The following is a 20,515-nucleotide window of genomic DNA, read 5'->3' on the forward strand; positions in this document are numbered from 1 at the left end:
GTAATACGTGCAATAGAACGAAGGAGGGACAACATTTGCGTGAAGGGATGAGCATGAAAAAGGAAGAAGCAGATGTCGTTATTGTGGGAGGGGGCCCTGCGGGTATAGCGGCAGCCATTGCGGCTGGACGGCAGGGTATACGAACAGTGCTGGTGGAGCGATACGGATTCGTTGGCGGGATGTCAACCGCTGCTATGGTTTATCCCTGGATGACTTTCCATACGGAGCGCGGTGAGCAGGTCATTAAAGGTATTGCGCAGGAGATTGTGGATCGATTGCAGGCACGTGGCGGCTCTCCGGGGCATCTGCGTGATACGGTTGGATTTGTGCATACCGTCACGCCGTACCATCCAGCCATCTTTCAGGTGGTTGCGGCAGAGATGTTGCAGGAGGCCGGCGTCCGGCTATTATTGCACAGTTTTGTGGATGAAGTGGTCGTTGTAGATGATCGGGTGGAAGCGGTGCGAGTGACCAACAAGTCTGGAAGAAAGGAGTTCCGGGCGAACGTATTTGTGGATTCAAGCGGCGATGCGGATCTGGCTTATCTTGCGGGTGCTTCTGTGGCAAAGGGACGAGACGGCGACCATCAGTCACAGCCGATGACCATGAAATTCCGCATGCGTGGTGTCGATCTTGGACGAGTGAAACAATACATGCTGGAGCACCCGGAGGATTTCTATGTGAAAACTCCCTTTGCTGAACTGGACAGCATTCCGTTAACCGGGGTGAGTGGTTTCTACTCCCAGTGGAAAAAAGCGGGTGTGCCGATTAATCGCGACCAGGTATTGTTTTTTACCGGACCGGCAGAAGATGAAGTGCTGATTAATTGTACCCGGGTGCAGGGGCTCGATGCGACGGATGCCGAGGATCTGACCTCTGCGGAACAGGAAGGCCGGAAGCAGGTGCTGATGATCGCTGAGTTTTTGCAGCGTGATGTGCCTGGATTTGAACGGGCTTCGATCTCGGCAGTAGCGCCGCAGATTGGTATCCGTGAATCGAGACGAATCATTGGGCATTATGCGTTGACCAAGGCTGATGTGGTTGCAGGACGAAAGTTCGACGATTTGATCGCTAGAAGTGGTTACCCGATTGATATCCATGACCCTTCGGGTCAAGGTGTGGTGGCTGCATTTATAGAGGGGGATGGGGCATATGATATTCCGTATCGCTGTCTGATCTCTCGCAATATCCGCAATCTGCTGGCGGCAGGACGATGCATCTCCACCACACATGAGGCGCATGCAACGACAAGGCTGACTCCAAGCTGCATGGCTACCGGGGAGGCCGCGGGAACCGCAGCTGCACTAACAGTGAAGATGAAGCTGGACCCGATGGAACTGCCGATCGAGCTGTTACAGGCGGAATTACGTCACAACGGAGCGGCGATCTAGCGGATGAGCTGATTGTGGGCGAAATTGGGTGAATCATTAATAGTGGAAGTGGGTGTTTATTTAATTCGCGGTGGCCTAAGTTTTAACGAACCTGAGACGTCTAATTCCGGGATATAAGCTGAAATGAAAAATGTAACGAATCTCAGTGAAGCTATTTCTGCTCAAAATGCTCCAATAGAGGGTGAAAGCGGGGTAAATCGGAAGATTAGAGTGTTTAAGATTCGTTAGATTAGGAAATGTCCGGAAAATGGAATAAGCTTCCCTCAGTTCGTTAGAAATTGGTGGGAAGCTTGTGAATTGATGAGCGTAACTGTAGCCCCAAAGACTCCAAATCCACTACATAGGAGGGTTTAGAGTCTTTGGGGCGCTTTCATACTTTTCATACATTTGGTTCTTTCCTTCATCTCTATTCCTTCATATCTAATCAATCACGAGGTCTCGGTTCCTTGATGTTCCTTGATGTTCATTCATGCATCGTATTCTTTCATGCCTTATTCCTTCCGATTATCAATTCATCCGTGCCTCAAGTCGTCTTGCGACAATGGACAGCGCGTAGTTGATCACAAAATACAATACGGCTGCGAGCAGCAGGGCCGGGATAATATAATCAAAACTTTGACCGCCAAGGATCTGCACGTTGTGCATCAGCTCCGGCAGAGAGATGATGATCGCCAGTGAAGTATCCTTCAGCAGTGAGATGAATTGGCTGACCATCGGCGGGGACATGCGGCGTAGCGCCTGTGGCATGATGATGCCACCGAGGGTCTGCATGTAGCTCAGGCCGGAAGAACGGGCAGCTTCCACCTGACCGCGCTCAACGGATTTCAGACCGCTACGGACGATTTCGGCAATCATCGCGCCTTCAAACAGACTCAGTCCAACAACTGTGGACCAGAAGACGGACATTTTAATCCCGAGCTGTGGAAGTACCATGTGAATGAAGAAAATGATGAGCAACAGCGGCAGATTCCGAATCGTATCCACGATCACCGCCACGATCTGTGACAGAACAGGGATGCGAGTAAACCGGACCGTACCCTGCACGGTGCCGAGTATGAAGCTGAATACAATGGATAGCCCTGCTACCTGCAGGGTGATCAGGAATCCGTGAAGCAGGAAACGAAGGTTGGGCCACGCATAGGCCCCGCTAAAGTCCATATTTTATTAGCCTCCTTCTGTATGCAGGAATGGAATATCGAAGATCAATAGATGGGGCATGGACTGTGTACAAAGCAACTCAAGCACCGTAGCAGTGAATTACAATTATGCACTGTGACATGATCACCAATGCCAGCAAAACACAGACGATCCAGTACTCATTTAAACCACATGGACAAGCCAATATATCTCCCTAAAAATCTGTGGCAGGTACAAGTCAATCTGTTACATGGTAACCTGACCTGCCGGTTTGTTCTTTTTCGGTTTACCTTTGGTGCTGTGCGCCTCTGCATCGCTCTGTCCAAACCTGCGCTCCATATAATGCACCAGAAAGCTGAGTGGTAGAGTCAGCACCAGATAGAACAGGGCAACAATGGTGTACACACTTAGCGGCTGGAACGTATCCGAGTTAACCAAGTCGGCAAAATACATAAGATCCATTCCGGCAACAACGGCAAGAATAGATGAGTTTTTGACCAAATTGATGAACTGGTTGCCGATGGACGGCAGTACAATCTTGATGGCCTGGGGCAGAATGATCAGATTCATGGCCTGTACATAGGACAAGCCGGAAGACCTTGCTGCTTCCAGTTGTCCGCGCGGCACCGTCTGAATGCCCGCTCGGATCGCTTCGGCAATGAAAGCGGCGGTGTAGATGGTCAGACCCAGAGTACCGGAGACAAATCCATCCAGCGAGATGCCTAGTGCAGGCAGTCCGAGATAGAAGAAAAACACAACCAACAGCAAGGGGATGTTTCGGATAAATTCCACAAAAGCCGTGCCGATCCAGTTCAGCGGTTTCACAGGGGATATCCGAAAGATCGCCAGGATCGCGCCAAGGATAAAGCTGCCAATGAGAGCCATAATGCTCACTTGAATGGTATTCATGAACCCTTCCAGAAAACGATCCGAGTGTCGCATCAGTACGCTGAAATCCAATGTGCCCATATAGGCAAAGCCTCCGTTCTCCAGATGTAGAAACGGCGATTACGTCTGCTCATGCATCGCATCCAGCAGACGAATTCGCCGCGTACTCATCATTAATCGGGGTTACTCGGGCTTTGAGCCCAGCCATTTCTCATGTAATGTGTCATATTCCCCGCTGTCTTTCATGCTTTTGAGCAGCTTGTTGACTTCTTCCACGAAGGCGGTGTCGCCTTTGCGAATGGCCATACCATAAGGTTCACTTGTGAAATTGCCACCAACCAAATGGAAACTGTTATCCGTCTGTTGCATGCCGATGAGGATGATGTTATCTGTGGTCAGCGCTTCGCCTTTACCTGCTTTGAGAGCAGTGAATGCATCCTGATAGTTATCGAATTCAAGGACCTCAGCATCCGGGGCTTTCTCGCGAATGTTCTGAGCGGATGTGGAGCCTTTCACCGCGAGTACTTTCACTCCGCTGAGGCTTTCCAGGCCGGTAATCGCACTGTCGTTTTTCACCAGCAGGGATTGGCCTGCTTCAAAATAAACATCACTGAAATCCACCTGTTCTTTACGCTCATCCGTAATTGTCATTGTGGCGATGATGATATCGATGTCTCCGTTTTGCAGCATGGGAATGCGGGTCTTGGAAGTGACCTCTTTCAGTTCGACCTTTGTCTCATCTCCAAGGATCTGTTTGGCGAGTGCCTTGGCGATATCAATATCGAATCCTTCAACGTTGCCACTTGCGGGATCTTTCAAGCCAAACAGCTTCGTATCGTATTTCACACCGGCGATGAGCTTGCCGCGTTCCTTAATCTGCTCTATTGTTCCTTTGGCTACGGCATCTCCGCCAGAACCGCCACTACCGCCGCTACTGCTATTCTCCTCACCTGTACTGCAACCGGACAATACAAGCGAGAGAATGAGGACAAGCATAAATGATGGCCATTTCAATAATTTCTTCATGAATAAAGACCCCTTTCAAAATGGAATAGTGGATTATTCTCAATGATGAATCAGACGGCTCAGGAATTGCTGTGCTCGTTCTTCTCTGGGGTTGTCAAAAAATTCAGCAGCGTTGGCCTCTTCTACAATTCGGCCTTCGTCCATGAAGATGACCCGGTCCGCAACTTCGCGGGCGAATCCCATCTCATGGGTAACAACGACCATGGTCATGCCATTATGGGCAAGGGAACGCATAACATCGAGGACTTCCCCGATCATCTCGGGATCGAGAGCAGAGGTAGGTTCGTCAAAAAGCATGATTTTGGGCTCCATGGCGAGTCCTCTGGCGATGGCTACCCGTTGTTGCTGTCCACCGGACAACTGGGAGGGATAACTGTCTGCTTTGTCGGCAATGCCCACCCGGGTCAGATACTTCATAGCTGTTGCGGCTGCCTGTTCTTTGGGTTGTTTGCGCACCTTCATGGGTGCAAGAGTAATGTTATCGATGACTTTTTTGTGAGGATAAAGATTGAAGTGTTGAAATACCATGCCGATGTCACGGCGGAAGAGGTTAATGTCCACCTTTTTCTGATGTAGAGGGACCCCACTGACAACAAGTTCGCCTTCGGTAATGGTCTCCAGGCGGTTAATACAGCGGAGTAATGTGCTTTTGCCGGAGCCGGAAGGTCCGATAATGACGACGACTTCTCCTTCTTCAATGTGAAGATGGATATCCTTGAGGACATGAAAATGACCGAAATGCTTCTGGACACCCCTAAATTCAATCAAGAGTACACCCCATCCTTTCTGCAACGTCTGTGTGTAAAAGGGAGAATAAGGAATAAATTGAAACTAGTTATTTAATCATACATAGTCATCCTGCTTATGGCAATTGGTTTGTGATAAAACATGACATAAGTAATAGGTTACCTAGGGCTATAGCCAGAAAATATGTTATATATCTGTCATGTTATTAAATGCCTTGTGACGAATCCTGACAGAAAAATGAATCTATTCTCCTAGTTGCTTTCCAACCTTTGGAATAGTTGTATAGAGTATACTGAAAGTGATGTTTGATTTATGACTCTGATTAACAAAACAAATAGCATCAAGTTCCACGTGTACATGGCAAGAAAGCTCAACCCTACATGTCATGCCATTGATATGATGGAGCGAGAGAGCGTCCGTTTGAACGCAAGTAAGGAAAGTAAAAGCAATGTATTGATCCCATAACAATTCCATTACATGTAGAGAGGATGATTCTGCACGATGAATACATATCACTCCCCAATGTCGACAGGAGCAAGTGCCCAGTCCGATGTTCGAGATTATGAAGCCAATTTGCCTGTCATTCCTGCTCAGGATTTTCAGCTTACAGACTATGGAGCTGTTGGAGACGGCGTAACAGATAATACGGAGATGTTCCGACTTGCCATCGCTTCGTGTGCTGAAGCAGGAGGTGGAAGAATCGTAATTCCTGCCGGGGTATGGCTCACAGGTCCGATTGTAATGCGCAGCCGTATCGAACTACATGTGGAAGCAGGGGCACTGGTTACATTTAGCCGAGATTTTGATCAATACCCATTAATTGCATCAAGCTTCGAAGGCTGGCAGGTGGTACGCTGCCAATCCCCGATCGATGGAGATCAACTGGAGGATATTGCGATTACTGGTGAGGGGATATGGGATGGCGGCGGGGAGGCATGGCGTCCGGTAAAACGCTCCAAAATGACCACTTCACAATGGAACCAATTGGTCGCTTCCGGTGGTGTTGTAGAGCAATCCGGCGGAGAGGAAAAAATCTGGTGGCCTACCACAGCTGCACTTGAGGGCGGCACTATCGCGAATCGATTGCATGAGGAGCAGGTACGTGATGTCGCTGCCTATGAAAAAGTCAGAGACTTTTTACGTCCCAACATGGTCAGTTTACGGAGATGTAAACGGGTATTGCTGGACGGTCCAACGTTCCAGAACTCGCCTGCATGGAATCTGCACCCCTGGGCATCTGAGCATGTCACCATTCGTAACGTGAGTGTGCGGAATCCGTGGTTTTCTCAGAATGGAGATGGGCTGGACATTGAATCCTGCCGTCATGTGGTAGTGGAGAATAGTGTATTCGATGTCGGTGATGATGCGATCTGTCTGAAATCAGGCAAGGATGCCGAAGGCCGTGAACTGGGTCTGCCATCGGAGTACATCACCATTCGGGATTGCACGGTGTATCACGGTCATGGCGGGTTTGTAATTGGCAGTGAAATGTCCGGCGGTGTGCGGCATGTGCGTGTGTCGGATTGTACGTTTATCGGCACGGACATTGGACTTCGCTTCAAAAGCGCACGTGGGCGCGGCGGAGTGGTTGAAGACATTCAGATTGAGCGCATATATATGAAAGATATCATTATGGAAGCGATCTCGTTTTCCTTTTTCTATGCAAATCAGGAAGGGTCTGCCCGGGGCAGTGATCTGTCTCAGGAGATTAGCGAAGAAACGCCAGTGTTCCGGGATATTCGAATATTGGATGTGGTCTGTGCCGGTGCCGACACTGCGTTGCTTGTGAGTGGATTGCCGGAACAGCCTTTGGATGGGGTGATCATCCAGCGTTACAACGTGCAAGCTCGCAGTGGTATCCAATGTGCTCATGCAAAACATCTGCATATCGCGGAATTGCAGGCGCAGATCACCGAAGGTCCGTTGGTTCATTTGCACCAGTGCAAAGGGGCAGAATTAGAGAGCATTCAGGGCAAAGGTGCAGATGGCCGACTTCTGATGGTGACTGGACACGAGTCCGCAGGCATTGTATGTCGTGAAGGCGATGCAGAAACTGAAGGTCGTCAGATCTCTGTGGGTCCTGAAGTACGAAGTGGCGTGATCATTCGCAGGTAAAAGGTATGTAGTAGGGTTTATACAAGTTGGTCCAATTCAGCCGTAGTGGCGTAGCCATAGATCCAGTAATCGCATTGCCTTTTGATATTAAGGAGTACGTAAACTCTGGAGCGAGGCTACCCACTCGGCTTTTATATGAAGTTATATGATGATCTACCGGTGTTCCTTGCGATAGCGCAGCGGTGTTGTACCGGTAACCTGTTTGAATGTTTTGTTAAAATGAGCCGTATGCTCAAATCCTACCTTCTCAGCGATCATCTGGACACGCTCTTGTGTGGACAGCAATCTTCGTTGTGCCTCCCGGACACGAACAATCCGCAAATATTCGCTAAATCGAAATCCGGTAAACCGGCTGAACATTCGGCTCAGATAGGATGGACTGATATAAAAACGGTTGGCTGCACCCTCCAGCGTAAGTGGTTGGGTGTAGTTGCTGTTCACATATGTAACGATTTCACTGATTTTGTCCTGCATCGGATGCAAAGGACCGGGGCATGACTGCCGAATATCCTCCTCCACCCGATGAATACGGATCAAAAGTTGGGCAAGCAGACTTCTGACCGCAATCTCATAGTGAGGGCGTCGCTCTTTGCATTCTTGCAGCATCTGCCACAATATACGCTCCATCTCGGGCTGTTCCGCTTCAGGCAGGCGAAGGAGTCTTGAACAATTAAAAGGCAACAGACCACATATGCCAAGCTCCATCCCCGTTGCAAAAGCAGGAGAAAAACCAATTAAAATCCGTTCGAAGCCAGGAATACTTCCTTTGGAGGTGCTATGTACATCGTTTGGGTTAATCAGAATAAAATCACCCTTGCGGGCAGACAGTATCTGACCATTCATGGAATAAACGCGTTCACCTTCAAGCAGGTAATACAGTTCGTAGAATGGATGAGCGTGAGGCTGAGGCATACCGTTCCCATCATGTCTGCGCATATGTTCAATGGTAAATGAATGTTCACCGATTCGATATTTGGGTCCAATCCGATCTTCTATGAGACTCATGGTACAGCTCCCCTCTGCTTCACGGATTAACAACGATATCCATATCATAACGGAACATCCATCTTTTTGTAAACGCTATCATTGGAAATGAAATATTTCTTTAATCATATGTAAAATACCGTGAGACCGAATCTGGCATGGCCCATATGTGCTGTCAAGGTGACAAAACTTGAATGATGTTTTAGAGTAGGGGGAGAGAGGCGAAACTCTGGTTAAGGAGTGTCTCCAATATGATGTAGAAGGAAGGAAACAGGTTATGACGACACATGAATTATCGCCATTGGTTGCTGCGCTTAATATGCAGCCTCACGTTGAAGGCGGTTGGTATAAGGAAGAATGGAAGGCATCTTATCAGATTCCACAGTCCGTTCTGCCGGATACATACTCCGGCCCACGATTCTCGGCAAGTTCCACGTATTTCCTGCTACACGCACATGAAATCTCCGAGTGGCATACGGTTCTGTCCGATGAACTTTGGCTGTGGCACAGCGGCAGTCCAGTTGAACTGAAGCTGGGCGGCAACGGAGAGAACCCGGAGAACGAGGAAGTTCTTGTTCTGGGTATGGATATTGCTGCAGGTCAATCACCACAGGTGCTCGTTCCAGCCGGCGTATGGCAGACAGCACGCCCGTTGGGTGATGAGCCTGTACTGGTCACTTGCGTAGTTGCGCCAGGTTTCCACTTTGATGATTTCAAGCTGGTATCCAAAAGCGAATAGGTTTTGATATGTGAAAATCCCGATTGGAGATGCTCAGAGCATCCGAATCGGGATTTTTTGGGATTGAGCGTATTAAGTATGCTGAGGTCTATGCCTAGTTCAGGGATAGATCATTCCCTTTTGGATCAGCATCACTTTTAGCGATGACGGATCATTTGGGATTCTCGTTACTCATCCAGCTGTCCACATAAAACTCCTCATGATAATCCGGTTGCCCGGCGAGTTCTTTGAGCTTCTGTTCAGCTTCTTCAGCGGTAAGATATTCTCCAATAACTGCTGTAAACTCACCAGTGGACGTTTTGAGGAAAGAGATGTCCTCATCCGGATAGGATTCTTTAATTATACCCATCGATTCTCCAAAAGGCATTGATTCTGTGCGGAGAGAGTATACCTTCCGAGGTGTGACCGGTTTGCCGTCGGAAGTCAGTTTCACTTCCAGGTATCCAGGGTTCTTGAATTCCGTTACGGCATACTGTACCCCTTCTTTTAAAACAACGACGAATCCGACGGAAGAGTCGTCTAAAATCATGGAACCATATACATCTTTTACTAAAGGCTGAGTCATGAAGTCGTCTTTGACTTTCTCTATATCCATGTAACGTGCACCGCTAAACGTGAAGAGGATACGATTCGGTGCTTCTTTGTGCACCACATTATAATGGGGTGCATCATTAGTCTGATCTTGCTCGTCGGTGCTAAAATTAATTTTAAGCGTATTTTCAGTTGCTTCTGAATCTACGGTTACCCCATCCGTAATCTTGCCGCCATCGCCGAATTGAAGGACCTGAACAATCGTTCCGACCACAGGTATTTTGACCATGGCGTTTGCGACAGTAGGAATGTTGATAATGAGCAGCAAAGCGGCACATGCTGCCAAACTGGAAGCGTAGCGAATGATACGGGATGAGCTTTTGCGAGCGGCAGCCTTTTGCTGGGCACGACGAATAACATCTGGAAGTTGAGCTGGAATTTCAATGTTTTCATAACGTTCTTTACTAGTCATAGATCTCCAACCTCTCCTTCAATTAAATCCATTTTTAATTTGTTGATAATCCGATAGAATTTTGACTTCACGGTATTCTCTGACAGGGAGAGCACTTCAGCGATCTCTCGAAAACGCATATTACCAAAAAACTTTAATATAATGTAGGCTCTATCTTCGGGTACGAGTCGATCCAGTGCATCATACAGATCCATTTTCTCTTCCACGGATGCCCCTCGCTCTGGAGCCACAAACTCCTGCGCATGATCCTCCATATAGGTCAATCGCTGGTTGCGTCGAATATGATCTATCGCTGTGTTAATCACAATTCGTGACATCCAGGAATCAAAATAAGTCATGGAGTCCATCTTTCCATAAGCGATGAACCCTTTATAGACCGCTTCGGATACGATATCCAGCGCTTCTTGTTCATTTTTAACATAGCAGTATGCCAGTCGATATAATTTATTTTGAATCTCTGTTATTTTTTCGCTGAACTGTTCTTCTTTTGTCTTTCTATGGTTCAGTCTTATCACTCCTGATCCCCCCATGATAAACTTAAATATTCAAGTCACCGCTCGTTCCAGGCCTGGATTCTATATAAGTGCTTGAGTTCGCTTTACACTCGTTAGACTGATGAGGAGATCAAATAGTTCTAAACTGTCAAAAAAACTTTTTTGGGCACAGATTCGGTACTGAATAGCTGTCCTCGCCTCCATTCTTAACTACGAATAGATTGCCTATAACATCACATGACAAAACACCCGCTCTTCTGAGATCGAAGGCGGGTGTAATCGAATTATGATGTTTATATTAAAAATTAAAGTTGTCGGGATCGGAACCAAAGCGTTTGTTCTCGTTCAGTCCGTTAATCTGCTCTACTTCTTCCGGAGTTAACTCAAAATCGTAGAGATCGGCGTTCTCGCGAATACGCTCAGGCGTGACGGATTTTGGTATGGTCACGATGCCGTTCTGCAGATCCCAGCGCAGAATGACTTGTGCGGGGGATTTGCTGTATTTGGCGGCGATGTCCTGAAGTAACGGATGATCCATCAGGTGACCTTGTCCGAGCGGAGACCAGGCTTCGATCTGAATCTGATGTTTGTTGCAATACTCACGAAGCTCCGACTGAATCAAAAGTGGGTGAAGCTCCACCTGATTAACCGCTGGTTTGACCGTGGCATCGATCATCAAGTCTTCCAGATGGTGAATCTGGAAGTTGCTCACACCGATCGCTCGGATGCGTCCTTCTTTATGGAGTTTCTCCAGTGCTCTCCATGTATCTTTGTACTTGCCCTTAACCGGCCAGTGGATGAGATAGAGATCCAGATACTCCAGCTCGAGTCGTTCCATGCTGGCTTCGAAGGCAGCTAGCGTGGATTCATATCCCTGATCACTATTCCATACTTTAGTGGTAATGAACAGATCCTCACGAGCTACTCCAGATTCACGAATACCCTGAGCGACACCTGCTTCGTTGTTATACGCTTTGGCTGTGTCGATGCTACGATAACCAGCTTGAATGGCTGTTTTGACAGCATGAACGACTTCGTCTCCGTCTTTAACTTTGAATACCCCAAAACCTAGCCATGGCATTTTAACTCCGTTATAGAGCGTGGTTGTGTCCTGCACGTGTTTCATGGTCCGAAATTCCTCCTCTGATTGATTCATTGTTCCACTATGTAATTACCCTGCTGTTCAGCAGCCAATCGATATCGAAGGGCCGTTATGATTGATTATACTAAATTATTCCTGGTATAGGAAAAGGGAGTGGTTCGTTTACGACGTAAACACCGCTATTATCCTTTTTCTTCAACCAGAGGTTTGGTTTTGACGCTTGTGGGTGATAAGATGAAGTATACGATATATGGAAGTCAAGACTTTGTAATTGGAGAGTTTACATAAGAACAGACGGAGTACGGAATTGGGTACAGACCAGACCGTACGACTAACGATAAAGGAGCAAGAATACAATGGCTAAACCTAAACAAACCAAAAAAGCAGCAGCCTGGTCTCTCGTGGTAATGGGAGCAGGATTTGCTGCATCCTTGCCGTTCCAGGGCGTTCCCGTGGGCAAGTTGCTGGTAGGATCATTTGAAGCGGGACTCGTGGGTGGACTTGCGGACTGGTTCGCAGTTACTGCATTATTCCGTCACCCGCTCGGCATTCCCATTCCACATACGGCATTGCTGCCGAAAAATCGGGATAAAATGACGGAAGGTCTGGTCTCCGCAGTAGAGAATAACTTGCTCAACAAAGACAGCATTACCGAGAAAATTGCAGATTTCAAAGCAGCAGAGACAGTGCTCGATACGTTGACACGTGAGCTTCACAATGACGGAATCAAGACCATGATTGATACGCTCTGCAAACGAATTCTGGCTGGTCTGCCGTTAGAGCAGATTGCTCCACTCGTAGCGGCTGAGATCAAGTCACAGGCGGGCGCTTTTGATCTGGGTCCGATTCTGGAGCGGGCTGCCCATCAGATGACAGAGCGGGGTTACGATGCCAAAGCGCTGGACTATGGACTGAAGCAAGCTGAGGAATGGCTGGTTAAACCCGAGACGATCATGTTTTTGGGTGAAAGCGGGATGAAAGCGATCAGCGGCATTCAAATGAACGGATTGATGCAGTTTGCGATGAATGCGTTCCTTGGTTATATGAACGAGGAGCGTCTGGGTGGCATTTTACAAGGATATCTCTTCGATCGGGTAGAGGATATGAAACGTGAAGGCAGCGCTCTAAGGTATAAGGTGCTTGATATGGTACGTACCCAGACGGTGCGTCTGGCCATGAGTGAGGCTATGCAAGATGGAATCAACAGCTGGAAGAACAACATGCTGGAGGGCTGGAACGCAGAGGAAACGGTGCTGAACAAACTCACCGAACTGAGAGACAAGGCGCTCGCCGCGATGGAAGATGGAAAGTATGTAGATACGTATGCACTGCCTGCCATTGAGCGGGTATTGGTTGATCTGCGGGCAGATGACGAGTTGATGACAGGCATGAATGCCAAGATCGTAAATGGCGTCACAACACTGCTGGAGAAAAATCATTCCAAAATCGGTAAACTGGTACGCGAAAATGTGGACAAAATGGACAATGCCACTTTGGTTTCGATGATTGAGGATAAGGTTGGACAGGATCTGCAATGGATTCGGATCAACGGAGCTGTTACCGGATTTGTTATCGGGATTGCGCTGACTGCGCTACAGATGGCATTGGCATAAAAGTCATGTATGTAAAAAAGGGCCGCTCTTACAAAGAGCAGGCTCTTTTTGTCGTGCGTGGGAAAAATCTCATGTATCTGTTGCAAGAATTAGGAAACGGGGTAATGTACACCAAAGTACCCTGAATGAATCATATAGGAAGAAAGTTACATGAAAACGATTCTGTTAGCCGATATGGCTCATGTTGATTTTGTACTATGATGCAGGTAACAGATGAATAGGGTGTGCTTCACATATGGTGAACACCCTGATTCTACCCAGAGGAGGAATCCGTATTAAACGTGCAGGATGGTTGAAGGGTTTATTCACACTAATGATGGTGTTGACTATATTTCTGGGAGGTTGTCAGAACATGAATGCAAGTGAGAAGGAAGCGCTATACAAGGAAGCTGAAGCAACCGTAATTCAGCACTTCAAGCAGAAGTTCGAGCTGGATGTTGTGATTACAAGCAAAGAGTTGTTGCCGGAGATGGCAGTGTCCCAGATAGGGCTGAAAGGCCATGTGAAAGATCACGAAGATCAGAGTTTTGGCATTTCGTATGACTACAAAAAGAAGGTAACCAAGAACCTGGTCATTAGCCCTGAGATTGAAGAAGTGATGATGGCCAAGGGACATGATCCATACGCTAAATAAAGGGAGGTGTAGTTATTGAGTAACGGGTCCAACATTGATGATGAAACGTATAAAACGATGTCTGATCTGGCCTATCAGGATCAAAAGGCTGGAGACAAATTAACGGAACTTCCTGGATGGGAGGTCCTTGAAGGGACGGAAAGTAACAAACTTTCCGGTTTTGATGCCGTAACATTTTATAATCCCGAGACCAAGGAAGCCGTCATTGCTTATCGTGGTACAGAAGGAAGTGCGTCTCTGGATCGTTCGGTACCAGACTTTGTCATGGATGGTCGTATTGGGGGCGGAGAGTTGATTCGCAAGGGTCAGCAGGAGGCCGGGAATTTTGTTGATAATCTTACACCGGATTGGCTCGACAAAGGGGTGCAAGGTGTCAAGGATTTTACGGGCATATCCAAAGTGGAGAATTGGGCTGGTGACAGGGTAAGAGACGTGGAGAACTGGACCGGTGATCGCGTAAAAGATATTGAAAAAACCGTTTCCCCAACAGGCTGGGCCAATCAGATGTATCAATCAGAAGACTACGCAAGTCACATGCAGAACAAGCATAAGGATCTGAATTTCTCGATGACCGGACATTCCTTGGGTGGGGGGAATGCACAATATGCTTCTGCTTATACCGGAATTCCAGCCGTGACGTTTAGTGCACCATCGGTAATGGGCAATTTGACGCCAGAAATGCGTCGCCGGGCTGAAGCGGGTGAGTTCGACGGGCAGGTTGTGAACTATGCCAATCCCAGTGATCTGGTAGCCAGCGGAACGCTGGGCGGATATGATCGGCATGTGGGATCGACGTACTACATTAATTCCAATTATGAGGATGCAAACGATGGAGTGGGCATTATCGATAAAGCCAAGAACTCATTTGGCGGAGAGAACTATCACAGTCTGGATCAATATAATTTCAAAAATGGATACATATCCAATGATCTGTATGATCCGATTACTGGAGAGAGAGTCCGCTATTCACCACGCCTTATGGATCACATGGGGCCGTTCAGCAAGAACCTCGGTCCGTTAGGTTTCAGGTCTGGCAGCGGTATGGCTCTTGGGGCAGGTGCATCCGGCTTGATTCAGGTAACGCCAGAAGAACTGAAAAGTGTCGCCTCCCGGTGGAAGCAAAATGCACAGCAATGCAATGCTGAGCTGAATCAGGTACGAAGCCGAATGGCTCAATACCTGCATACAAGCCGAAGTCGCAGGCTGGAGCCCATTGTCACCCAACTGGACGCGTCGATTCAAGAACTTAGCACATGGCATATGAAACATACCAGCCAATTCCTGAACTTTATCGATGAGAAAGCAGATGCCTTCCGGCAGGCGGACGAGAGTCCGGTTCATTTTAATTAGGAATCAGGTTGGTTAATGTCGCTATCACGTACATGGGGGAGGGGAACACGAGTGGGTGGACAATTGCTGGTGGAATTGAATGATCTTCGGATTGCGGAAAAAGAACTGACACAGCTGCTTGCCCGTCTGCAAGCCGATGAACAGGAAGCGAGGGCGCTATACAGTCGCCTGAACGATTGGAAAGGGCAGTCTGCTGATTATACAAGGCAGCAGATTGAAGAGTTTTTTGCGGGCCTGTCCAAACGTATTCAATCCATCGAAATGCAGAAGAAAAGCTTGCTGCAATATATCGAAATTATGATCCAGACGGATCAGGAACGCTAAAAGAGTGGTTGGCTGATGCCATATTGCGGATGGCACTCAGCATGGATAGACAAAAAGAAGCCTATGGTACATCGGGGTTGATCCCGTATGTCATAGGCTTCTTAGTTATCTCAAGTTATCGCGTGCTGCATATCGTTCTTAACGTTTTTTGCGACGTGTCGCCAATGCAATTCCCAGGAAGGAGAGGATCAGGGCCAGAATGGATACAATCAATGTGGCCTGTTGAAGCTTCAATGTACCCGGGTCTGTATCTGTGTTATTTGGCTCACCTGTAACGGTGTCGTTAAGTGCATCGCCCAGCGTAGTGTCATCGTTTGCTTTGCTATCATCGGTAGCCGCATTATCACCAGTGCCTGTTTCTGTACCTGCACTATCATGTCCTTCATCGGCAGTACCGGCGCTATGATGATCTCCACCTGCCGCAGCATTACCAGCAGCAGCCGGATCTTCACTAATCGTTGTAATACTGTGTGGGTTGTTGTCACTTGGTTGGCCTGTCCATTCTACGATGCTGCCATCGCTGTAGTATTGGAAGGCATCCCAAGCAACTTCAGCTTCGGTCTTCGGGTTCTGTGCAACAAAGTTGAACTGTTGGAATTGTCCTGCGATGATGCCCTCGTTATCGCCATCAACTTCCCATGTGATCGATGTGACTTCATTGGAATCGTTCTTCTCGGTGGTGATTTTCCAGCCAGCCAGTGGCTGATATTGCTTGAATGCCACACCTTCCGGTACTTTCATGGTGATTTTGGTTGTAGGCAGATCTTTCTCGGATGGAATCTTAATCGTGTACGTCTGCCATGCGCTTGTCTGTGCAACGGATGGGCTAACGGTAACGTGCGCGCTAGCGAATCCGGCGAATAGCATGAATGCTGCGGTACCTGTTGCGATAGTGGATGTTAGTTTGGAAATCCATGATGTTTTTTTCAAAATAAATAACCCCTCTCAGTTCTTATCATATATGATGCAATATCAACGTTGTGTAACTATGGTTTGGCAGTGTCGATCTCGAATTCGGCATCCAGTGCATCCAGCGATTTGGTTAGCAGGTGTACCTTGATATTCCAACGTCCAGGCATGGAGATGTAATCTTCAGCCTTGTACACACCGGTGTCGTTTTTCGGAATGGTGATCTCATAGATCCCCATATCCATATCCAGATGTGTGAGTGACAGTGTGATCTGTTCCAGATCATTAACGATACTGCCATCTGCACGTTTCACATCAACTTCAAATTGGTTCTCTCCCGTCACATTGGGACTCACCTGAAGTGTGATCGCCGAGCCATCATCTGTAGTCTTTGTCTCCTGATACGGTCCAACTGCCGTCGGTTGTCCTGGAGACAGATGTGTCAGCACGGCAGCAAGAGCAAGAATTACAGCACCAGTAGCAAGCTCGGCTTTCAGGCTGCCGGACAATCTGCTCCCCGTTGCTGCTCTAGCGAGTCGCGCATGACGCCATGCCAAGATAACCATCACAATCAGCAGAACGATCTTGCCGATCAGGACAAGACCATAGGCTGTAGTGAACAAGGAAGTCAGTACAGGTGCTGGTAGAATAATCAGACTACTGTATATTCCTGTAGCAACCAGAGCGACTACGGCGCCGATTCCCCAAGCGGTAAACCTGCGTATGGCAGTCCAGTAGACTTCTCCTCGCACCTTGGAAGGCAGCTTGTCGGCGAGGGGAGGCAGACATATCGCCATGGCAGTCAATGCACCAATCCAGAAAGCCGCACCGATCAGGTGCACGAAGTCCATGGCAATCGCGAGAGCACGTTGATCCGCCGCAGCCGGATGTCCCGTCATGGCGTGAGTGAACAGCCATCCAAGCACGAGCACGAGTGACCCGTAAGAAGACCAGATGCGAGCACGGATGGATCGATCACGATCATATCCGGAGAGAATCGTGACGGCCAGCAGCATTACACTGAGGATCTGTAACATCCAGATTTGACCGAAGGAAGTCAGTTTAAGCGCACTTCCGATCAGAGCCCAGCTTAGTTCGCTCAGAGCCACACCAGATTCGTATAACGTATTCAGTGGCAGGCTGACCAGCGCGGCAAAGGAAGCAGCAGCATAGCTGATCCATAACAGTTTGTAGCTACCTGGAACGTCCATAGGCTCTCTTGTCATGGATGTTGGTGCAATTCGCAGCAACAAGAATGCAAGTGTCCCCAGGATGACAGACAATCCGAGATACTGAATCCAGTCTGTCAGGGATACGATCCATTTCAGGGGCCCACCTGTTGAACCGGAACCAGATGTAAGATCACTTAGTCCGGCAGGAGAACCGGATGGTTCACCGATATGAAAAACATATGCTCCTTGAATCGGGTGTCCATCGGCAGACACAGCTTTCCAGTTGACGGCATAAGTCCCGTTCCCGAGTCCAGCTAGCAGGCCAGTCTCCAGAATATGAGGGCGATCCACATCGATCTTTACATTTCCATCGTCTGCCTGATTGCCGTCAGGTCCGGTAATTTTGATATCATAAAAGGCCGTCTGCAAGGATTCGTTGAACTCCAGCGTCAGCCGCTCCGGAGCAGCTACGAGGATCTCGTTCTCTCCTGGCGAAGCCTTAACAATATAGGCATGGGCAGATGCCCACTGTGGCATAACAAGGCAGCACACAAGCAACAGGCTGGTGATCAATGCCCAGTGCCGTTTGCCCCATTTCAGGGTAAAACTTGTCAAAATCAAAAAATCATCACCCTCAGGTTATAGATTTGTAGTCAATCCGGGTCCTTTATACACAATCTATCCCATTATAACTTTGTCCAAAATGACTGCGTATGACTACATTGGGCTATAAAAAAACGATTTGGTCTGCATAATTGTGACAAAAGCATGAATGTGTATGGTACAGAGCACCCATCTCGTCTTATGTTACAAATCTCATATTGGTGTGGGATAAGTTTATGCTACCATTCACATATTGCTACGAAGCCACGCTATTTGCGAAGTTTACGTCCCGCAAGCCCGCTCTCTAGCGCATAGCGGGTGAGTTGTACCCGGTTTTCCAGCTGGAGCTTCTGCAAAATGTTTTTTAGATGATTCTTCACCGTCTGGTCTGAAATACCGAGTTGATCGGCGATCTCCCGATTGGTATATCCCGCGGATACCCATTGCAGAATCTCAAGCTCCCGCGCCGTTAGCGGGTTATCTTGTACATCTTCACTGCGTGGTGCGGGAAACTCCTGTAAAATCCGGTAAGCCAGTTCCTTACTGAGCGGTGCGTCGTCACTGACGATGGCGCGCAGGTATTCAAGCCAGGTGGAAGGTGTTAGATTTTTGAGCAAATAGCCTTGAGCGCCTTGTTTCAGTGCTTCGAACAGAAACGTCACATCATCCGATACCGTGACCATAACAACAATAACATAAGGGAATCGCAGCTTGATCTGACGGGTGGCTTCCAGCCCATCCATGCCCGGCATCTGCACGTCCATCAGGATCAGGTCGGGCATCCATTGCCCAGTGAGTTCCAGCGCTTCCTGTCCATTCGAAGCTGTACCAATCACTTCAAACAGGCTGTCCTCGGATAAAATGCTACAGATCGCTTCACGCGCATGCGCATGATCATCAACAACCAATACACGTACATGTTCCATATTAAGCATGCTCCTTTCCTATCGTCATTCGTGTATGCCCCGGTCTTGAATCGAGGGTAAAAGACCAACCCATCTCGGCAGCACGCTCCTTCGTAATTCGCAGTCCGTACCGATCCTTCAGATGAAGAGGATCTCCGCTTAGTCCATTCCCATTATCCTGAATATAAATGAACCAGGCAATTGGGTTACCTTCCGCGTGAACCTGAACGCGGGTAGCCTGCGCGTGTTTGCGTACATTCAGTAACCCCTCCCGGATACAGGCGAGCAGTTCCACTTGCTCCTTGGAAGAGAACGTTACACCCCTTAGGTCCCAATGAATCTGTGCACCGGGTACCGTTTCTTTGACGAGCACTTCCACCTGCGCATGCAGTGAAATAATTTCTGATGTTACCGTAGAGGAAGGAACAAAACGCAACTGTGCAATAGCTTGCCTTACATATGTATTGACTTCATGCACGGTTTTTTGAATCTCCTGGATCTCATGCTCATGTCCGCTCCCTGCCAGACTACGGCCGGCTTTATCGGTCTTCACTGACAGCAGGAAAAGAGACTGAGATATGCCGTCGTGAAGTTCTCTTGCCAATTGGTCACGAGCTTCCAGGGCTGCTTTCGCTGCACGTTCCTGCTCCAGAGCAGCCCTGGCACCTTCGAGCATGCGGAACAATCGGCTGAGCAGTGTCACGCTGACGAGGTAAACGATGACGGGTGTTAACCAGTTTCCAGCGTCCATCGAAAGGTATGGCATCAGAAACTGATGACGAATGTATTCCCAGATGCCAACCGTGAATGTGGGGATCAGCAGAATCATCCATTTAATTTGTTTATAGGACATGAATGCAGAACTCCTTTGATCTAGGATTAGCTTATTTACGTACTTTATTTATACAGGGATGGGACCATTATAACGCATGCTTGTCCAAGACCCTAGTCTGTGCCTTTGGAGAAAGCTGGGGAGGATCAGGGAGTATTTAGAAGGATATCTAAGAACGACAAGGGGTGAAATGTTGTCACGCTAGGTGAGGGTTGGTGTATCCAGCTGAGGAAGGCTGAGTCCGTTTTCCCTATTGGAGAAGGTCCTCTATACTTATATAGAACGTGAATTCATTACAAAACATGTTAAGGAGTGAAGCAACAACATGAGTCAAGAAGTATTGGAACGTCGCAGTGAATTGCTCAAAAAGAACATTCACCAGATGCTTGTTCAAGACAATCAGCACGGTATCAGTCGCCAAGACAACATGTTTTTGCAGCAGATGATCAAAGAGCTGCATCAGACCTCACATGAACTGAATACCAAATCTTAATGTAGAATCTGCACGAGAATGAAGATGTCTGGTGTACGATTCATTCCATGAAAA

The 20,515-nt window shown here is 48.0% G+C and carries 20 protein-coding genes; 8 read left to right on the forward strand and 12 right to left on the reverse strand.

The features are described 5' to 3' along the window. Positions 1–53: 53 nt before the first annotated feature. Positions 54–1,391: an FAD-dependent oxidoreductase gene (locus ACETMN_RS02235; protein WP_411736392.1), complete on the forward strand. Its 1,338-nt coding sequence runs from the start codon at positions 54–56 to the stop codon at positions 1,389–1,391. Between the two features lie 507 nt (positions 1,392–1,898). Here ACETMN_RS02235 and ACETMN_RS02240 read toward each other — a convergent pair. From ACETMN_RS02240 to ACETMN_RS02255, 4 genes are all read right to left on the reverse strand, one after another. Next, a complete protein-coding gene (locus ACETMN_RS02240) occupies positions 1,899–2,549 on the reverse strand; it encodes an amino acid ABC transporter permease (RefSeq protein WP_091018383.1) in 651 nt (216 codons plus the stop codon). 225 nt (positions 2,550–2,774) lie between these two features. After that, positions 2,775–3,497: an amino acid ABC transporter permease gene (locus ACETMN_RS02245; RefSeq protein ID WP_091018384.1), complete on the reverse strand. Its 723-nt coding sequence runs from the start codon at positions 3,495–3,497 to the stop codon at positions 2,775–2,777. A gap of 102 nt (positions 3,498–3,599) precedes the next feature. Next, positions 3,600–4,442 (reverse strand): transporter substrate-binding domain-containing protein, encoded by an 843-nt coding sequence (locus ACETMN_RS02250; RefSeq protein ID WP_091018386.1) that lies wholly within the window; start codon positions 4,440–4,442, stop codon positions 3,600–3,602. A gap of 39 nt (positions 4,443–4,481) precedes the next feature. Then, on the reverse strand, positions 4,482–5,210 hold the full coding sequence (locus ACETMN_RS02255) for an amino acid ABC transporter ATP-binding protein (RefSeq protein WP_091018388.1): 729 nt from the start codon (positions 5,208–5,210) through the stop codon (positions 4,482–4,484). A gap of 480 nt (positions 5,211–5,690) precedes the next feature. Here ACETMN_RS02255 and ACETMN_RS02260 point away from each other — a divergent pair, with 480 nt between their 5' ends. Next, the gene (locus ACETMN_RS02260) at positions 5,691–7,304 is read left to right on the forward strand and encodes a glycoside hydrolase family 28 protein (RefSeq protein ID WP_091018390.1); all 1,614 of its coding nucleotides are present in this window, start codon (positions 5,691–5,693) and stop codon (positions 7,302–7,304) included. Between the two features lie 153 nt (positions 7,305–7,457). Here ACETMN_RS02260 and ACETMN_RS02265 read toward each other — a convergent pair whose 3' ends face one another. Next, positions 7,458–8,309 (reverse strand): AraC family transcriptional regulator, encoded by an 852-nt coding sequence (locus ACETMN_RS02265; RefSeq protein ID WP_091018392.1) that lies wholly within the window; start codon positions 8,307–8,309, stop codon positions 7,458–7,460. Positions 8,310–8,565: 256 nt separating this feature from the next. On the opposite strand from ACETMN_RS02265, the gene ACETMN_RS02270 reads away from it, so the two are divergent. Then, a complete protein-coding gene (locus tag ACETMN_RS02270) occupies positions 8,566–9,027 on the forward strand; it encodes a cupin domain-containing protein (RefSeq protein WP_017691032.1) in 462 nt (153 codons plus the stop codon). A 151-nt stretch (positions 9,028–9,178) separates the two neighbouring features. On the opposite strand, the gene ACETMN_RS02275 is transcribed toward ACETMN_RS02270, so the two are convergent. The 3 genes from ACETMN_RS02275 to ACETMN_RS02285 all read right to left on the reverse strand — a co-directional run bounded on the left by ACETMN_RS02275 (position 9,179) and on the right by ACETMN_RS02285 (position 11,650). Next, positions 9,179–10,030, reverse strand: a complete 852-nt coding sequence (locus ACETMN_RS02275) for a hypothetical protein (RefSeq protein ID WP_411735704.1) — start codon at positions 10,028–10,030, stop codon at positions 9,179–9,181. Further along, positions 10,027–10,545, reverse strand: coding sequence for a sigma-70 family RNA polymerase sigma factor (locus tag ACETMN_RS02280; RefSeq protein ID WP_256975236.1), 519 nt, complete (start codon positions 10,543–10,545; stop codon positions 10,027–10,029). Before ACETMN_RS02280 ends, ACETMN_RS02275 begins: the two co-directional genes overlap by 4 nt. Positions 10,546–10,822: 277 nt before the next feature. Beyond that, positions 10,823–11,650, reverse strand: a complete 828-nt coding sequence (locus ACETMN_RS02285; protein WP_091018397.1) for an aldo/keto reductase — start codon at positions 11,648–11,650, stop codon at positions 10,823–10,825. A gap of 332 nt (positions 11,651–11,982) precedes the next feature. Here ACETMN_RS02285 and ACETMN_RS02290 point away from each other — a divergent pair, with 332 nt between their 5' ends. The 4 genes from ACETMN_RS02290 to ACETMN_RS02305 all read left to right on the forward strand — a co-directional run bounded on the left by ACETMN_RS02290 (position 11,983) and on the right by ACETMN_RS02305 (position 15,547). Then, on the forward strand, positions 11,983–13,239 hold the full coding sequence (locus ACETMN_RS02290) for a DUF445 domain-containing protein (RefSeq protein WP_411735705.1): 1,257 nt from the start codon (positions 11,983–11,985) through the stop codon (positions 13,237–13,239). 352 nt (positions 13,240–13,591) lie between these two features. Beyond that, entirely contained in the window at positions 13,592–13,873 is a 282-nt protein-coding gene (locus ACETMN_RS02295) for a hypothetical protein (RefSeq protein WP_143786547.1), read from the forward strand. A gap of 57 nt (positions 13,874–13,930) precedes the next feature. Continuing rightward, the gene (locus ACETMN_RS02300; RefSeq protein WP_091018654.1) at positions 13,931–15,223 is read left to right on the forward strand and encodes a hypothetical protein; all 1,293 of its coding nucleotides are present in this window, start codon (positions 13,931–13,933) and stop codon (positions 15,221–15,223) included. A 51-nt stretch (positions 15,224–15,274) separates the two neighbouring features. Next, entirely contained in the window at positions 15,275–15,547 is a 273-nt protein-coding gene (locus ACETMN_RS02305) for a hypothetical protein (RefSeq protein ID WP_091018402.1), read from the forward strand. A 138-nt stretch (positions 15,548–15,685) separates the two neighbouring features. Here the strand turns inward: ACETMN_RS02305 and ACETMN_RS02310 are convergent, their stop codons facing one another. From ACETMN_RS02310 to ACETMN_RS02325, 4 genes are all read right to left on the reverse strand, one after another. Beyond that, positions 15,686–16,477: a YcnI family protein gene (locus ACETMN_RS02310; RefSeq protein WP_256975238.1), complete on the reverse strand. Its 792-nt coding sequence runs from the start codon at positions 16,475–16,477 to the stop codon at positions 15,686–15,688. A 56-nt stretch (positions 16,478–16,533) separates the two neighbouring features. Continuing rightward, a complete protein-coding gene (locus ACETMN_RS02315; protein ID WP_091018404.1) occupies positions 16,534–18,249 on the reverse strand; it encodes a copper resistance CopC/CopD family protein in 1,716 nt (571 codons plus the stop codon). A 251-nt stretch (positions 18,250–18,500) separates the two neighbouring features. Next, entirely contained in the window at positions 18,501–19,157 is a 657-nt protein-coding gene (locus ACETMN_RS02320) for a response regulator (protein WP_036616682.1), read from the reverse strand. 1 nt (position 19,158) lies between these two features. Beyond that, positions 19,159–19,989: a sensor histidine kinase gene (locus ACETMN_RS02325; protein ID WP_091018405.1), complete on the reverse strand. Its 831-nt coding sequence runs from the start codon at positions 19,987–19,989 to the stop codon at positions 19,159–19,161. A gap of 304 nt (positions 19,990–20,293) precedes the next feature. On the opposite strand from ACETMN_RS02325, the gene ACETMN_RS02330 reads away from it, so the two are divergent. Further along, positions 20,294–20,461 (forward strand): hypothetical protein, encoded by a 168-nt coding sequence (locus tag ACETMN_RS02330; protein WP_017691019.1) that lies wholly within the window; start codon positions 20,294–20,296, stop codon positions 20,459–20,461. Positions 20,462–20,515: the final 54 nt, after the last annotated feature.

The sequence above is a fragment of the Paenibacillus sp. M2 genome, from assembly GCF_046713495.1.
Taxonomy (GTDB): Bacteria; Bacillota; Bacilli; order Paenibacillales; family Paenibacillaceae; genus Paenibacillus; species Paenibacillus amylolyticus_B.

Excerpts from the sequence above, each read along its gene's own strand:
- ACETMN_RS02235 (WP_411736392.1), top strand. The coding sequence starts at position 54 with ATGAAAAAGGAAGAAGCAGATGTCGTTATTGTGGGAGGGGGCCCTGCG.
- ACETMN_RS02240 (WP_091018383.1), bottom strand. The coding sequence starts at position 2,549 with ATGGACTTTAGCGGGGCCTATGCGTGGCCCAACCTTCGTTTCCTGCTT.
- ACETMN_RS02245 (WP_091018384.1), bottom strand. The coding sequence starts at position 3,497 with ATGGGCACATTGGATTTCAGCGTACTGATGCGACACTCGGATCGTTTT.
- ACETMN_RS02250 (WP_091018386.1), bottom strand. The coding sequence starts at position 4,442 with ATGAAGAAATTATTGAAATGGCCATCATTTATGCTTGTCCTCATTCTC.
- ACETMN_RS02260 (WP_091018390.1), top strand. The coding sequence starts at position 5,691 with ATGAATACATATCACTCCCCAATGTCGACAGGAGCAAGTGCCCAGTCC.
- ACETMN_RS02265 (WP_091018392.1), bottom strand. The coding sequence starts at position 8,309 with ATGAGTCTCATAGAAGATCGGATTGGACCCAAATATCGAATCGGTGAA.
- ACETMN_RS02270 (WP_017691032.1), top strand. The coding sequence starts at position 8,566 with ATGACGACACATGAATTATCGCCATTGGTTGCTGCGCTTAATATGCAG.
- ACETMN_RS02275 (WP_411735704.1), bottom strand. The coding sequence starts at position 10,030 with ATGACTAGTAAAGAACGTTATGAAAACATTGAAATTCCAGCTCAACTT.
- ACETMN_RS02285 (WP_091018397.1), bottom strand. The coding sequence starts at position 11,650 with ATGAAACACGTGCAGGACACAACCACGCTCTATAACGGAGTTAAAATG.
- ACETMN_RS02290 (WP_411735705.1), top strand. The coding sequence starts at position 11,983 with ATGGCTAAACCTAAACAAACCAAAAAAGCAGCAGCCTGGTCTCTCGTG.
- ACETMN_RS02295 (WP_143786547.1), top strand. The coding sequence starts at position 13,592 with ATGAATGCAAGTGAGAAGGAAGCGCTATACAAGGAAGCTGAAGCAACC.
- ACETMN_RS02300 (WP_091018654.1), top strand. The coding sequence starts at position 13,931 with ATGTCTGATCTGGCCTATCAGGATCAAAAGGCTGGAGACAAATTAACG.
- ACETMN_RS02320 (WP_036616682.1), bottom strand. The coding sequence starts at position 19,157 with ATGGAACATGTACGTGTATTGGTTGTTGATGATCATGCGCATGCGCGT.
- ACETMN_RS02325 (WP_091018405.1), bottom strand. The coding sequence starts at position 19,989 with ATGTCCTATAAACAAATTAAATGGATGATTCTGCTGATCCCCACATTC.
- ACETMN_RS02330 (WP_017691019.1), top strand. The coding sequence starts at position 20,294 with ATGAGTCAAGAAGTATTGGAACGTCGCAGTGAATTGCTCAAAAAGAAC.